General features: G+C 75.1%; 15 protein-coding genes. 8 read left to right on the top strand and 7 right to left on the bottom strand.

Going from position 1 to position 13,616, the window contains the following annotated elements; genetic code table 11:
- Nucleotides 1-7: 7 nt before the first annotated feature.
- Both E4623_RS04610 and E4623_RS04605 read right to left on the bottom strand, forming a co-directional pair.
- Nucleotides 8-2,107 carry an acyltransferase family protein gene (locus E4623_RS04610; RefSeq protein WP_134765283.1) on the bottom strand — a complete coding sequence of 700 codons (2,100 nt, stop codon included), beginning with the start codon at nt 2,105-2,107 and terminating at the stop codon, nt 8-10.
- A gap of 47 nt (nt 2,108-2,154) precedes the next feature.
- Nucleotides 2,155-3,132 carry a GNAT family N-acetyltransferase gene (locus E4623_RS04605; protein ID WP_134765282.1) on the bottom strand — a complete coding sequence of 326 codons (978 nt, stop codon included), beginning with the start codon at nt 3,130-3,132 and terminating at the stop codon, nt 2,155-2,157.
- A gap of 86 nt (nt 3,133-3,218) precedes the next feature.
- Here E4623_RS04605 and fdxA point away from each other — a divergent pair, with 86 nt between their 5' ends.
- From fdxA to E4623_RS04575, 6 genes are read left to right on the top strand one after another with little or no spacing between them, the layout of a single operon-like run.
- Complete coding sequence (gene fdxA / locus E4623_RS04600; RefSeq protein WP_134765281.1) at nt 3,219-3,545, top strand: ferredoxin; 327 nt, start codon at nt 3,219-3,221, stop codon at nt 3,543-3,545.
- 47 nt (nt 3,546-3,592) lie between these two features.
- The gene (dapC, locus tag E4623_RS04595) at nt 3,593-4,687 is read left to right on the top strand and encodes a succinyldiaminopimelate transaminase (RefSeq protein ID WP_280633630.1); all 1,095 of its coding nucleotides are present in this window, start codon (nt 3,593-3,595) and stop codon (nt 4,685-4,687) included.
- A complete protein-coding gene (locus E4623_RS04590) occupies nt 4,687-5,490 on the top strand; it encodes a hypothetical protein (protein ID WP_167736480.1) in 804 nt (267 codons plus the stop codon). The genes dapC and E4623_RS04590 overlap by 1 nt, the downstream gene beginning before the upstream one ends.
- Before the next feature lie 54 nt (nt 5,491-5,544).
- Entirely contained in the window at nt 5,545-6,393 is an 849-nt protein-coding gene (locus E4623_RS04585) for a prephenate dehydratase domain-containing protein (protein WP_134765278.1), read from the top strand.
- The gene (locus E4623_RS04580; RefSeq protein ID WP_167736479.1) at nt 6,390-7,316 is read left to right on the top strand and encodes a prephenate dehydrogenase/arogenate dehydrogenase family protein; all 927 of its coding nucleotides are present in this window, start codon (nt 6,390-6,392) and stop codon (nt 7,314-7,316) included. Before E4623_RS04585 ends, E4623_RS04580 begins: the two co-directional genes overlap by 4 nt.
- Nucleotides 7,313-7,816 carry an NUDIX domain-containing protein gene (locus E4623_RS04575; RefSeq protein WP_134765276.1) on the top strand — a complete coding sequence of 168 codons (504 nt, stop codon included), beginning with the start codon at nt 7,313-7,315 and terminating at the stop codon, nt 7,814-7,816. Before E4623_RS04580 ends, E4623_RS04575 begins: the two co-directional genes overlap by 4 nt.
- A 52-nt stretch (nt 7,817-7,868) precedes the next feature.
- Here E4623_RS04575 and E4623_RS04570 read toward each other — a convergent pair whose 3' ends face one another.
- The 3 genes from E4623_RS04570 to E4623_RS04560 all read right to left on the bottom strand — a co-directional run bounded on the left by E4623_RS04570 (nt 7,869) and on the right by E4623_RS04560 (nt 10,491).
- Complete coding sequence (locus E4623_RS04570; RefSeq protein ID WP_134765275.1) at nt 7,869-8,837, bottom strand: hypothetical protein; 969 nt, start codon at nt 8,835-8,837, stop codon at nt 7,869-7,871.
- A gap of 57 nt (nt 8,838-8,894) precedes the next feature.
- A complete protein-coding gene (dapD, locus tag E4623_RS04565) occupies nt 8,895-9,842 on the bottom strand; it encodes a 2,3,4,5-tetrahydropyridine-2,6-dicarboxylate N-succinyltransferase (RefSeq protein WP_134765274.1) in 948 nt (315 codons plus the stop codon).
- A 163-nt stretch (nt 9,843-10,005) separates the two neighbouring features.
- A complete protein-coding gene (locus tag E4623_RS04560; RefSeq protein WP_134765448.1) occupies nt 10,006-10,491 on the bottom strand; it encodes a DUF664 domain-containing protein in 486 nt (161 codons plus the stop codon).
- Nucleotides 10,492-10,611: 120 nt separating this feature from the next.
- Between E4623_RS04560 and E4623_RS04555 the strand changes: the two genes are divergently transcribed.
- Both E4623_RS04555 and E4623_RS04550 read left to right on the top strand, forming a co-directional pair.
- Nucleotides 10,612-11,790 (top strand): hypothetical protein, encoded by a 1,179-nt coding sequence (locus tag E4623_RS04555; RefSeq protein WP_134765273.1) that lies wholly within the window; start codon nt 10,612-10,614, stop codon nt 11,788-11,790.
- A 10-nt stretch (nt 11,791-11,800) separates the two neighbouring features.
- Nucleotides 11,801-12,256: a DNA polymerase ligase N-terminal domain-containing protein gene (locus E4623_RS04550; protein ID WP_167736478.1), complete on the top strand. Its 456-nt coding sequence runs from the start codon at nt 11,801-11,803 to the stop codon at nt 12,254-12,256.
- Here E4623_RS04550 and E4623_RS04545 read toward each other — a convergent pair.
- Together E4623_RS04545 and E4623_RS04540 are read right to left on the bottom strand one after the other, a co-directional pair.
- Nucleotides 12,151-12,801, bottom strand: coding sequence for a hypothetical protein (locus E4623_RS04545; protein ID WP_134765272.1), 651 nt, complete (start codon nt 12,799-12,801; stop codon nt 12,151-12,153). The genes E4623_RS04550 and E4623_RS04545 overlap by 106 nt on opposite strands.
- A 72-nt stretch (nt 12,802-12,873) precedes the next feature.
- Nucleotides 12,874-13,611, bottom strand: a complete 738-nt coding sequence (locus E4623_RS04540) for a hypothetical protein (protein ID WP_134765271.1) — start codon at nt 13,609-13,611, stop codon at nt 12,874-12,876.
- Nucleotides 13,612-13,616 lie beyond the last annotated feature (5 nt).

The following is a 13,616-nucleotide window of genomic DNA, read 5'->3' as shown; positions in this document are numbered from 1 at the left end:
GGCCGGGTCAGCCCGGCCAGATCCCCAGCGCCCGGCCGAGCGGCTCGGCCAGCTCGCGGGAGCGCGCCACGCTGAGGTGCCCCTTGTCGCGGTAGGCGATGGTCGAGCCGACCACGGCGGGGCACAGCCCCTCGGCGCACAGCCACGGGGCGGGGTCGACGACCTCGACGCCGTTCGCGGCGGCGACCGCGGTCGACATGGCGCGGGTGTCGAGGCTGACGTCGTCGGCGGGCACGGTGCAGTCGGCCATGCGTGCGCCGGGCGTCGAGAGGCACACGGCGGGGTCGATCGTCAGGCGCGGCACGTCGGCGAGCAGCACGGTACGCGCGGCCAGCGGCCGGTAGGCCTCGAACATCCGCTCCAGCCCGGCCGCGGTCTCGGCCTCGACGGCGGCGGCGTCGCGCACCAGGACGCCGTCCGCGAAGTAGGCGTTGACCGGCGCGGAGGTGACCACGAGGAGGTCGGGGTCGAGCCCGCCCAGCTGCTCCTCGGTCCAGGCGTGGAAGTCCTGGCAGGCCGGCCACGGCTCCTGGGTGAACGACGCGGCGATCTCGACCAGCGCGGCCGCGCACTGCGGCTTGACCAGGTAGTAGGCGCGGTAGCCGGCGCGCTCCGCGACCTCCTCGAACGCCGGCGTCCAGGCGAGCGCGTGGGAGTCGCCGACCACGACGAGCGTGCGGGTGCCCTCGTCGCTGCCCTGCGGGCACAGCTCGAGGGGGGCGCCGTCCTCGTAGAGGCAGTCGACCTGCGCGACGTCGTCCTCGAGGTCGACGAGGTCGGGGGTGAGGTCGCTCGGCAGCGGCCGGTCGTCGCGGGCGGCGAGCACGGAGGCCCGCACCAGGGCGGCCGGTCCGTCACCACCGATGCCGTACTGCTCGGCCGTGATCGCCGGGTCACCGCCGCGCTCGCCGACCCGGTACTCCGACCAGGCCCAGGTCGCCGTGGCGGTCATCGCGACGACGGCCAGGAAGGCCGGGTAGAGGAGCAGCGTGCGGCGCGGCCGGTTCCACGTCGCGCCGGTGCGGAACGGCGTCTCGACCAGCCGGAAGGTCAGCAGGGCCAGGCCGAACGTCGCGGCCACCACCAGCAGGGTCTCGCCCGCGGTCAGGTCGCGTCCCAGGGCCGTCGCGGGCACCACCAGGAGCGGCCAGTGCCACAGGTACAACGAGTAGGACCAGTCGCCGACGTGACGCAGGGGCGCGACCGAGAGCAGCCGGGCGGCCGAGCCGCGCTCCCCGGCCGTCGTCGCGGCCCCGGCCCACAGCACCGCACCGGCCCCGAGCACCGGCAGCAGCGCGGCCGACCCCGGGAACGGCGTCGCCTCGTCGTAGGCGACGCACGCGACCACGATCGCCGCGAGGCCGGCCCAGGCCACCACGTCGGCGGCGACGCGACCGCGCAGCGTCCGACCGGCGTGCACCGCCAGCGCGACCCCGGCCCCGACGGCGAGCTCCCAGGCGCGGGTCAGGCTGGAGAAGTACGCCGACTCCGGCTCGCTGCCGGTGCGGGCCACCGACCAGACCAGGCTGAGCGCACCCAGGACGACGATCAGCGCGACCAGCGCGCGGACCGCGACCGCCCGGTCGAGGGACCGGCGGGCCGCCCACCAGAAGCACAGCGCGACCAGCAGCGGCCACACCAGGTAGAACTGCTCCTCCACGGCCAGCGACCAGTAGTGCTGGACCGGCGACGGAGCCTCCTCGGCGGAGAAGTAGTCGACGCCCTCCTGGGCGAAGCGGACGTTGGCGGCGAAGACCGCCGACCACCACGCGTCCTTCGCGAGGTCGATCGCCTCGAGCACGCTCAGCCACACCAGCGAGGCGACCAGCGTGGCCACCAGCACCACGCCCGCCGCCGGCAGGATGCGCCGGGCCCGCCGGGCGTAGAAGCCGGCCAGCGACAGCCGCCCCGACCGGGCCGCCTCCCGCACCAGGAGCTGGGTGATGAGGAAGCCCGAGATGACGAAGAAGACGTCGACGCCGACGTAGCCGCCCGGGAGGAAGGAGACCCCGGCGTGCGCGGCGATGACGGTGAGCACCGCGAGGGCCCGCATCCCCTGGACGTCGTCGCGGAAGCCCGTGGTGCGGGGGGTGCCGGGGGAGTCCATGACCGCGCGAGGCTATCAAGCAGGAGCGCCGCGTCCCGGCCCCGGCGCTAGCGCGGCGTGAGGTACCGGTAGCGGTGGTGGGTGCGGAACCCGAGCCGCTCGTACAGCGCGAGCGCGGGTGCGTTGTCGCCGAGCACCTGCAGGAAGACGGTCGACGCGCCGCGCTCGGCGCCCCACCCGACGCAGGCGGCGACCACGGCGAGCCCGAGGCCCCGGCGGCGCTGCGCCGGGTCGACGGCGAGCCCGCCGAAGCCGAGCCAGTCGCCGTCGGGTGCGGGGTCGAGCGCGGCGTACGCCGTGGCGTGGTCGCCGATCGTGACCCGCGCCCAGTCGCCGGCCCGCTCGCCGGACCGGTCGCCGGCCCGCTCGCCGGGTCCGGCCTCGTGCACCTCGGCGTCGGGGTGGGCCGCGCCGCGCAGCGCCCGGCTCACCTGCGCGAGCGCGGCGACCTGGAACAGGGTGTCGGACTCGTTGCTCTCCGGCACCCACCCGAGCGCGGTGAGCCGGGCGTGCTCCGGAGAACCGGTCAGCACGGCCGCGATCGGACGGTCGTAGTGCGCGAGCACCCGGTCGACGTCGGTGTCGCCGTCGAGGCCGGACGCGCCGAAGGCGAGCACGGAGTTGGCGCGACGCGCGGTCGCGGTGGCGGAGTCGCGCAGCACCCAGCCGCCGAGCGCCTCGGTGACGAGGTCGGGGAAGAGCGCGAACCCGTGCTCCTGGGCCACCCGCGCGGGCACCCGGTCGCGCACCGACGGGCGCGGCGGCACCGGCTTGCCGGAGACGACGTCGCGCAGCGCGATCGTGACCGGGACGCCGTCCGCGGGCCGGACGACGCAGACGCCGTCGCCCCACGCCTCGCAGACGCCGAGCAGGTCGGTCATCGCCGGCCCGCCGCTCGGGCCGGTCTCCCCGGGCACCAGTCGGCGGACGACGACGCGGGAGCCGACGACGTGGGGGCCGAGGGTGTGCCGGCCCGGGGCGGGCCCGCCCACGCCGGTGTCCAGGGGTCGGGGTTCGTCGTTCACCGGCACTGTCGGGATACTAGGCTGCAGAAGGCTCTCGCACCGCCCGGACCCTGGTCCGGACGCCGCAGCATCAATTGGAGGAACTGATGACCTACGTCATCGCGCAGCCCTGCGTCGACCTGAAGGACCGTGCCTGCGTCGACGAGTGCCCGGTCGACTGCATCTACGAGGGCAAGCGGATGCTCTACATCCACCCCGACGAGTGCGTCGACTGCGGTGCGTGCGAGCCCGTCTGCCCGGTGGAGGCCATCTTCTACGAGGACGACACCCCGGAGGAGTGGAAGGAGTACTACACCGCCAACGTGGGCTTCTTCGAGGAGCTCGGCTCCCCGGGCGGTGCCGCGAAGATGGGCGAGATCGACCACGACCACCCGTTCGTCGCGGCGCTCGAGCCGCAGGAGCACGACCACTGAGCGGTCCCGTCTCGGCGCGGCTGCCCGCCGCCGTCCAGACCGGTCTGGTGGCCGTGCGCCGGCGCGCCGAGGCCTACCCCGGCCCGGTCGTCGACCTCTCGATCGGCGCCCCGACCGACCCCACCCCGGACGTCGTCCGCGCGGCCCTGGCCGCGCACGCCGACGCCCCCGGCTACCCGCTGACGGCCGGCCGCCCCGCCCTGCGCGAGGCGGTCGTCCGCTGGCTGGGGCGCGTGCACGGCGTGAGCGGCCTCGACCCGGCGCACGTGCTGCCCGCGGTCGGCACGAAGGAGCTGATCGGCTCCCTGCCGCTGCACCTCGGCCTCGGCGCCGGTGACGTCGTCGCCCAGCCGACGCCGGCCTACCCGACGTACGCCGTGGGCGCCGCGCTGGTCGGTGCCACCACGGCGTACGCCGACTCGGTCGCCGACCTCGACGCGCTCGCGGCCGAGCAGGTCGTGCCGCGGCTGGTGTGGGTCAACTCGCCGGCCAACCCGACCGGCCGGGTGCTGGCGCCCGAGGTGCTGCGCTCGATCCTGGCCTGGTGCCGCGACCACGGGGCGCTGCTGGCCTCCGACGAGTGCTACCTCGACCTCGGCTGGGACGTCGACCCGGTCAGCGTCCTGCACCCCGACGTCTGCGGGGGCAGCCACGACGGCGTCGTCGCGCTGCACTCGCTGAGCAAGCGCTCCAACCTCGCCGGCTACCGGATCGGCTTCCTCTCCGGTGACCCCGCCGTCGTCGCGGAGCTCGTCTCGGTGCGCCGCAACCTCGGCCTCGGCCTCCCGGACCCGCAGCAGGGCGCCGCTGTCGCGGCGCTCGACGACGACGAGCACGTCACGGTCCAGCGGGCCCGGTACGCCCGGCGTCGCGCCGTCCTGCGCCCCGCGCTCGAGGCCGCCGGCTTCCGCGTCGACCACAGCGAGGCCGGCCTCTACCTGTGGGCCACCCGCGACGAGCCGGGCGCCGCCGACCACCGGGGCGTCGAGCTGGTGGGCCGGCTCGCCGACCTCGGCCTGGTCGCCGTGGCCGGTGCCGAGTACGGCGCCGCCGGCCACGCCCACGTCCGCCTCGCCCTCACCGCCCCCGACGACGCGGTCGCCCTCGCGGCCGACCGCCTGATCCAGGAGTTCCGTCCGTGATGCCCACCGCCCTCTCCCTCGCGCACCCCAGCGTCGACCCGCCGACGCTGATCGACCGCACCCGGCAGGCGCTGGGCTGGTCGGGCAGCGAGTTCCTCGTCGGCCTGCGGGGCTACGACGAGCTGATGGAGACCCTCGAGGTCGCCTCCGACGTCGAGGGCCTGGCCCGCATCGGCGACCCGACGTCCCCGCCGGTCCGGCTGCTCCGCGCGCTCAACGCCTCCGGCGCCGGCCTCAGCGTCGGCCGCGTCGCCACGCTCGACGCGCCGTGGCGGTGGGCCCGGATCGGCGAGGGCACCGCCGAGATCACCGGCGTCGCACTGCGCCAGCAGGCCTACGCCGACGTCGTCGGCGCCCTGGGTCGCGCCGGCGTCTCGTTCCGGGTGCTGCCCGACGACACCACCACCGAGGCGCTGCTCGACGTCGGCCGGACGCTCGGCTCCGCCGTCCTCGACGTCGACGAGGTGCCCGCGGACGCCGTCCTGGTGCCCGGCTACCTCGACGACCAGCCGCCGCTCACCTACGGACTGCTCACCCGCCGCGCGTCGGAGTTCGCCGAGGACGTCGTCGTCTGGCTCTCGATGCGGCCCGAGCGGGAGTCGCCCGGCACGCTGATGGCGGCGCTGCAGCGCTTCAGCGACCTGGGCCTCAACCTCGACTTCCTGCACAGCGACCCGCTGGGCCCCGACGTCCACAGCTTCTACCTCGGCTTCCGCACCGACCCGGCCCGCGTCGAGGAGCTGCAGGCCTCCCTGCGCGAGGGCGGGCTCACCAGCCGCGTCCTCGCCGCCTTCGCCCTCTGACTCCCCGTCCGGCCCAGCACCCGGCGAGGGCCGTGCGGGTCTAGGCTCGCGGCCGTGAGCGTCACCTACCTGGGCCCGTCGGGCACCTTCACCCACCAGGCGGCCGTGGCGCTGCGTCCCGACCTCCGCGCCGACGCCGGCGACCTGGTGCCCGCGACGTCCGCGGCGGACGCCCTGGCCGCCGTCGAGTCGGGGGCGGCGGCGTACGCCGTGCTGCCGATCGACAACTCGGTCAACGGCGTGGTCGTGCCGACCCTCGACGGCCTGCTGCTGCGACCGGCGCTCTCGATCGTCGACAGCGTGGTGCTGCCGATCTCGTTCGACGCCTACACCCGCGACCCGACGATCGCGCCCCACGTCGTCGTGAGCCACCCGCACGGGCTCGCCCAGTGCCGCACCTGGATCGAGGCCCGGGGTCTCCCCACGCGCGAGGCCTCCTCGACGGCCGCGGCCTGCCGCGACCTCGGTCCCGGCGAGATCGGCATCGGCCCGCGCATCTGCGGCAGCCTCTACGACCTGCACGCGGTCGCCGAGGCCGTCGAGGACAACGCCGCCGCCTACACCCAGTTCGCGCTGGTCTCGTCGGGCCCCGTGCCGGACGACGGCCCCGAGCCCGGCGCCGGCGACGACGGGTTGCTGGTCGGGCTGTTCCCCGACGCCAACGTGCCCGGTCTGCTGCGCCGCCTGCTCGGCGTCCTGGAGGACCGCGGTGTCAACATGACCAACCTGGTGACCCGGCCGGTGCCGGCGACCCCCGGCATCTTCGTCTTCCTGCTCTTCCTGTCCGGGTCGTTCAGCGCCGACGACGTCGAGGAGATGCGGGCCGAGTGGGCCCACCTCGGGGCCTCGGCCCGGGCCCTGGGCCGGATCGCGCCGCTGGCCCGGATGGCCGCACGGCCGTGACCGGGTTCGAGCGGGTCGCCGTCGTCGGGGCCGGGCTGATCGGCGGGTCCGTGGCGCGCCGGCTGCACGCCCGCGGTGTCGACGTCGTCGTCGTCGACCCGGACCCCGGCACCCGCGCCGCGGCGTCCGCGGCCGGGCTCGCGGTGGCCGACGTGCTGCCCGCCGACCGCGACCTGGTCGTCCTCGCCACCCCGCTCGACGCGCTGGCGGTGGTGCTCGCCGACGCGGCGGTCGCCGCCCCGGACGCCGTCGTCGTCGACGTCGGCAGCGTGAAGGTCGCCGCCGCGCGGGCGGCCGCCGCCGCCGGCCTCGCCGGTCGCTACGTCGGGGCGCACCCGATGGCCGGCACCGAGCAGTCCGGGTTCGAGCACTCCTACCCCGACCTGCTCGTCGGCGTGCGGTGGGCCGTCGCCCGCGGCGACGGTCCGGTCGCGGACGTCGTCCGGTTCGTCGTCGAGGTCTTCGGCGCGACCGCCGTGGTGCTGGACGCCGCCGAGCACGACCGCGCCGTCGGACTGGTCAGCCACGCGCCCCACGTGCTCGCCAACGCGCTGCTCGAGCTCGCCGAGCGCGCCGACGAGCCGACGGCCGCGCACCTGGCCGCCGGCAGCTTCCGCGACGGCACCCGCGTCGCCGGCCGCAATGCCGAGCGCACCCGCAACATGCTCGCCGACAACGCCGACGCGCTCGCCGGCGTCCTCGACGACCTGGTGATCCTGCTCGCCCACTACCGCCGCGAGCTCGCCGACCCCGACGCCCTCGGCGCGCGGCTGCAGTCCGTCGTCGACGGCTCCGCCCCGGTGCGGCGTCCCGACGCCGACTGGCGGGCCTGCCCCGACCTCGGCGTCGTGCTGGCCGCTCCCGGCCCGGTGCTGGTCCGCGCGGGCGCGGGCGGGCTCGAGTGGGCGCCGGCCCACCCGTGAGCGCCGACGAGGTCGTCGCCCTGTACGACGACGCGGGCCGGCCGTGCGGATCGGCGCCGCGGTCCCGGGTCCGCGCCGAGAACCTGCGGCACGCGGCGACCAACGTCGTCGTCCGCGACCCCGCCGGGCGGATCTTCGTGCACCGGCGCACCGACACCAAGGACGTCTACCCCGGCTACTGGGACTTCACCGCCGGCGGCGTCCTGCTGGCCGGCGAGGACCCGGACGACGCCGCGCGCCGCGAGGCCGAGGAGGAGCTGGGTGTCACCTCGCCGCTGGTGTCGCTCGGGGCGGCCGACTACGCCGACGACCGGACGACGTACCGCGCCTTCCGCTACGAGACCGTCTGGGACGGCCCGGTCCGGCTGCAGCCGGAGGAGGTCGCCGAGGGACGCTGGATGACGCCCGCCGAGGTGGTCGCCATGATCGACGACGGGGCCGTCCGTATCATGCCGGACGCCGTCGGCGTCCTCGGCACCTGGCTGCGGGCCCGGGCGTGACGTCGCCCGGCGCCCGCGCACGACGCCTCCGGGGAGGCCCCGGCTGCGCGGGCTAGGCGAACACGTCCACGTGCACGTGGTCGCGGTGCTCGAGGATCGCCTGGGTGGCCGGGTCGTCGTTCGAGGGGGCGTCGTAGTCGCGCCAGGCCTGGTCGCGCCCGGCGACCCAGATCCTGTCGTCGAAGATGACCGTGCGCACGTCGAGCCGCTCGGCGTGCGCGACGAGGTACTGCGCGACCGCCCAGCCGCGCTGCTGGTTGGACGCGTCCACCGGCCGGAAGAAGAGGTCGACGGCGCGGCCGTCGTAGTGCGCCGAGCCCTCCATGTGCCCGGTGCTGACGCCGCCCGGGGCGAAGCCGCCGGTCTCGAGCTCGCCGAAGACCTGCTGCACGTCGCTGCGGACCGCGTCGGCACGCGCCGTCAGCCCGCGGCGGTTGAGCTCGGCGCTGCCCTCGTCGACGTCGCCGTCGACGTCGCAGGCGAACGACGACCCGCTCTGGCCGGTGAGCGCGGAGGCGAGCACCCGGGCGTCGTCCTCGTGGTCGGCGTAGGCGCCGGGGAACGCCGAGCGCTGCACGGCCTGCGCCGCGACGGTGATCTCGAGGGTGCGGTAGTCGTCGACGTCCTCGAGCGCGTCGTAGAAGGCGTTGGTGGAGTAGACGGGGTCGAGGATCTCCTCGACCGAGCCCCAGCCCTGGGACGGGCGCTGCTGGAAGAGCCCGACGGAGTCGCGGTCGCCGAAGTCGATGTTGACCAGGTCCGACTCCTGGTACGCCGTCGCCAGCGCGATCGACGCCGCCCGGGCCGGCAGCCCGCGGCGCACCGAGATGGCGGCGATGAGGGCGGCGTTCTCGCCCTGCTCGACGCTGACGTCGACGCTGCGGCCGTCGACCGTCGCGGTGCACCCCTCGGCGCCCTGGAGGAACGGGACGCGCACGTTGCGCAGCACGCCGACCGTCACCGCGGTCGCCACGACCAGCGCGGCGACGGCGACCAGCGCCGGTGCGGCTCCCCTCCTCATCGCGCCCTCCTCATGGCGGCAAGTGTGGACGACGCCCGGTTGAGAGGAGGCTGAGCGTCAGTTCGCGTGCAGCGCCTCGTTGAGGGCGATGCCGGTGCCCTTCCACGGGATCGCCTCGACGGCGCCGGTGAGCGAGTTGCGGCGGAACAGCACGTTGTCGTGGCCGGAGAGCTCGACCGCCTTGAGGTGCGCGGGCTTGCCGTCGCGGTCGAGGACGGTGAGCTTGGTGCCGGCGGTGACGTAGCAGCCGGCCTCGACGACGCAGTCGTCGCCGAGGGAGATGCCGATGCCGGAGTTGGCGCCGAGCAGGCAGCGCTCGCCGAGCGAGATGACCTGCTGGCCACCGCCCGACAGGGTGCCCATGATCGAGGCGCCGCCGCCGACGTCCGAGCCGTCGCCGACGACGACGCCGGCCGAGATCCGGCCCTCGACCATCGAGGCACCGAGCGTGCCGGCGTTGAAGTTGACGAAGCCCTCGTGCATCACGGTGGTGCCCTCGGCGAGGTGCGCGCCGAGGCGCACCCGGTCGGCGTCCGCGATCCGCACGCCGCTCGGGACGACGTAGTCGGTCATCCGCGGGAACTTGTCGACGCCGTACACGCTCACGTGCCCGAGGGCGGCCCGCACCCGGGCGCGGGTCAGCTCGAACCCGGCCACGGCGCACGGCCCGGCGGAGGTCCAGACGACGTTCGCGAGCAGCCCGAAGACACCCTCCATCGAGCAGCCGTGCGGGCGGACCAGCCGGTGCGAGAGCAGGTGCAGGCGCAGCCAGACGTCCTCGGTGGACGCCGGCGCCGCCGCCAGCTCGGCCTCCACCAGCCGGACCTCACGGCTGACCCGCCGGGCTTCGTCCGGGACGGCGAGGGCGGTGAGCTCCGCGGGCGCGTCGCCGTCGGTCGCACCCAGCACGGGGGCGGGGAACCAGGCGTCGAGCACGCCGCCGTCCGCGTCGAGGGTGACCAGGGCCCAGCCCGAGGCGGTGACAGCGGCGGCGGTTTCACTCATGGTGGCAAGCCTAGTGAGGGGAACCGCCGCGCGCCGGGTGCCGTCCCACCGCTCATGTCGACGAGGAAGGCCACCCACGGCGGGTCCGGCTACGCCGGACCCGGGCTGCGCCACGCGACCGAGAGCTTCACCGCCCGCCGGCGCTGACCCACGGCGTCCCGGGTCAGAGCCCGGTGCGACCGTCGATGCACTCGCGCAGGAGATCGGCGTGGCCGCAGTGCCGCGCGTACTCCTCGACGAGGTGCACCAGGACGTCGCGCAGCTCGACCTCGCCGTCGTCGTGGGTGCCGAGCACGTCGAAGGACAACGCGGCGTCGTACCACCGCTCGGCGTGGGCGACCTCGGTGCGCCACGCCGTCCACGCCTCGGCGACCACCGCGGGGTCGGCGACCGCGCCGTCGAAGTCGGCGTCGCGGTGCTCGTCCTTGCCGTACATCTTCGGGCGGTCGAGGCGGCGCTCCATGACCCGGCGGCACCACGAGTACTCGACGGCGACCAGGTGCCGCAGCAGCCCCAGCAACGACAGCGACGACGGCGGCACGGACCGCCGGGCCAGCTGGTCGGCGTCCAGTCCCTCGCAGGTGCGTTCGAACGTCGCCCGGTAGTGGCGCAGGTAGTCGAGCACCATGGCGCGCTCGCCGCGCAGCATGTCGGTCACGACGGTGACCCTCCCACGTGGGCGGAGGAGCAGGTGAGCCGTCCGCCCCACCGGGCGCGGCCGCTCCGGAGACGGGCGGAACCTCGCGGGACGCTCGATCGTCCACCAGACATGAGATCACTCCTGGTCGGTGCTGTGGCTGCCGCCGTCGTCATGCCGTTGTCCGTCGTCGTGCCCCAGGCCGCGGCCTCGGCTCGGCCGGGCCCGGGGACCGCGCGCGGAGCGGTCGAGGCCCGGGTCGGCGACCTGACCACGAGGACCGCGGGGACGCCCGGCACCGGGGCCAGGCGGCTGACGTCGGCGACGGTGCGGCAGGACCTGTACGCCGACCGGGTCACCGGCACGTTCGTGCTCGACGCGGCGCCGACCGGGCCGAGCACGACCTCGTACCTGCGGGTCGGGTTCGGGCACACCGACGACGCGGGCACCTGCGTCGGCGACCAGCAGTACTACACCGACACCCTCTCCCCGGCCGACGGTTTCACCCGCAGCGGGCGGACCCTCACCCTCGCCAGGACCGACAGTCGCGCGGGCTACATGGACTGGGACTGCGCCTTCGCCCTCCTCGACGCCGACCTCGACGGCGAGCAGTCGTCGATCCACTCGGTCCTGGGCGGCTCGCTGCGCGACGTCGCCACCCGCCCGGACCTGGCCGTCACGAAGGTCCAGCTCCTCGGGAAGGGGCGGATCGGCCTGGTGCGCGGGGTGTGGACGACGCTCGAGGTCACCGTCGGCAACCGCGGCACCGGCGACAGCACCGGCACCGTCGTCACCGGCGCCGGGAAAGGCGTGAAGGTCCGCAGGGCCGGCCTCGGCACGATCCGCGACGACGACACCGGCACCGCACGGGTGCAGGTCAAGCTCGTCGGCACGAGGGCGACGAGAGTCCGGGTCACCGCCAGCGGCGGCGGCGACCGCGCCACGCGCACCGTCCGGGTCCGCAAGGTCGCGCCGCCGGCCGGGCCGACGCCCGGGCGGTACGCCGGAGCGGGCGGCGACGTGAAGTTCGACGTCGTGAAGGGACGGGTGACCGGCTTCCGGATCCGCACCGTGACCACCTGCGGGGCCTTCCCCGACGTCCCGACGACCACGGTCGTCACCTACGACTTCCCGACGGTGAGGATCGCCCGCAACGGCATCGTCGACGCCCGGCAGAAGGGCCGGCTGTTCAGCGCCTACCTCCGGCTGCGGATCGCGAGGGGCACCGTCACCCAGGCGCGGTTCCAGTACTTCGGGCCGAGCTGGTGCCGGGCCAGCGAGTCGTTCACGGCCCGCCGCGTCGGAGGCTGAGGTCGCTGCCGTGCCACCTCCGATCTTCGTGCTCCACGACCACCGCAAGCCCCGTCCGCACTTCGACCTGCGGCTCGAGGAGGACGGCGTCCTGCGGTCGTGGGCGGTGCCGAAGGGGCTGCCCACCGACCCCCGGCACGACCGGCTCGCGGTGGCCGTCGACGACCACGACCTGGCGCACGCGACCTACACCGACGAGCACAAGGCCATCGCCGACCACGGCACCTGGACGCTCGTCGACCGCAACGACCGGCGGTTCGTCTTCGACCTGTGCGGACTCGGGGGCGTGCGGCGCTACGCCCTGGTCGACACCGGGCGCGACTGGCTGCTCCACCTGCTCAAGGGCAACCGTGAGGCTCCTCACCGGGCGGTGATGAACCCGGACACGCTGCACGGGTCGATCGCGGAGCCCGTGACGTCGGTCATCAGGGTGCCCTGGACGACGGCACCCGACGGGTCGCCGTAGGTGAAGGTCAGCTGGGCGAGATCACCGTCGTCACCGACGAGGAGGTCGAACTCGCCGGCGAGGGGCCCGAAGCTGCCGTTCTCGACGTCGCTCTCGAGCGGGGTCGCGCCGGGGGTGTCGCTGAGCACCACCGAGGTGATCCTCGAACCCGCGCGGGACGAGGTCGCGAGGAGCCCGACGCGGGTCCCGCCGCCGGTGACGGTGCAGCGGAGCTCGACGTCGAGCCCGGTGCTGCTGTAGAGGAAGCGGGGTCGGCCGGGACCCGTGCCCAGGAGCTCGTTGACCGCCCTGACCGTGAGGCCGCCGACCGTGCCGGCGTCCGAGGCGTACCTGGCGGTGTCGGCGTTGCGGACCTCGGCCAGGGTGTTCTCCTTCACGTCGGCCCCGGTGACCGCGTCGTTCTTGATCTTGGCACCGGTGACGGCGTCCTTCTTGAGGTCCTCGGTGCCGATCTTGACGGCGGCGTACGACGTGCCGCCGAGGGCGACGAGGAGGGCGAGGGTGCTGGCGACCGCGCTGTAGCGCACGGTGATCGAGGTAGGCATGCGCTGATCCTGCGCGGCAACCTTCCGGGAACGTGCGGGAATCGTGAGGGTGGGGCCGGCTCGCCACCCGGCTCAGCGCCGGGCCTGCCAGACACGGTCGACCTCGGGATGACGCCGGTGCAGGACGACGAGCGAGACCACGAGCGCGGCGAAGACGGCCACCAGCAGCCGCGCCACCCACAGCTGCAGGCCGCTCGAGCCGGCCGCCGGCTCCTGCACCCCGAGGACGGTGAGCAGCAGGTCCAGCACGCCGGCGCGTCGCCGGGACCCGGAGTCGACGACGAACCCGAGCGCGGTCGACATCGCCACCGTGTCGACCAGCAGCAGGCTCAGCAGCACCGAGGCGCGCGCCTCCACGTCGCCGCGGACGGCGGCGGGGGAGTCGAGCGCGATCCGGATCGTGGGCGCCAGCACCATCAGGTGCACCAGCATCGCGAGCAGCAGCGCGCCGCCCCCGATCAGCCAGACGACGAGCGGGACGACCCCGAACCAGCTGGGGTCGGGGTCGACGCCGTCCTCCAGGGTCACCGGGAAGAGCAGGAAGCCGATCACGGTCTCCAGGACCAGCGCGCTGACGACGGGCGCGACCGTCGCCGACATCGCCCGGCCGATGGAGCGCGGGTCGAGCGAGTCGCGGGAGACCAGGAAGGCCAGGCCGAGGACGACGTCCGCGGCGGCCACGACGGCGATCGGACCGCCGATCCGGTCGGCGTCGGAGGCCATCCACCCCAGGCCGGCGCCCGCCGCGACGACGGCGAGCACCCAGACGGTCCAGCGGACCCGACGGGTCCACGAGCGGCGTCCGGGCACGCGTC

Origin of the sequence: Nocardioides sp. 1609 (genome assembly GCF_004522105.1) — a bacterium.
GTDB lineage: Bacteria > Actinomycetota > Actinomycetes > Propionibacteriales > Nocardioidaceae > Nocardioides.
Note: the sequence above shows the minus strand (reverse complement) of the source record. Positions and strands in the feature narration are given on the sequence as shown.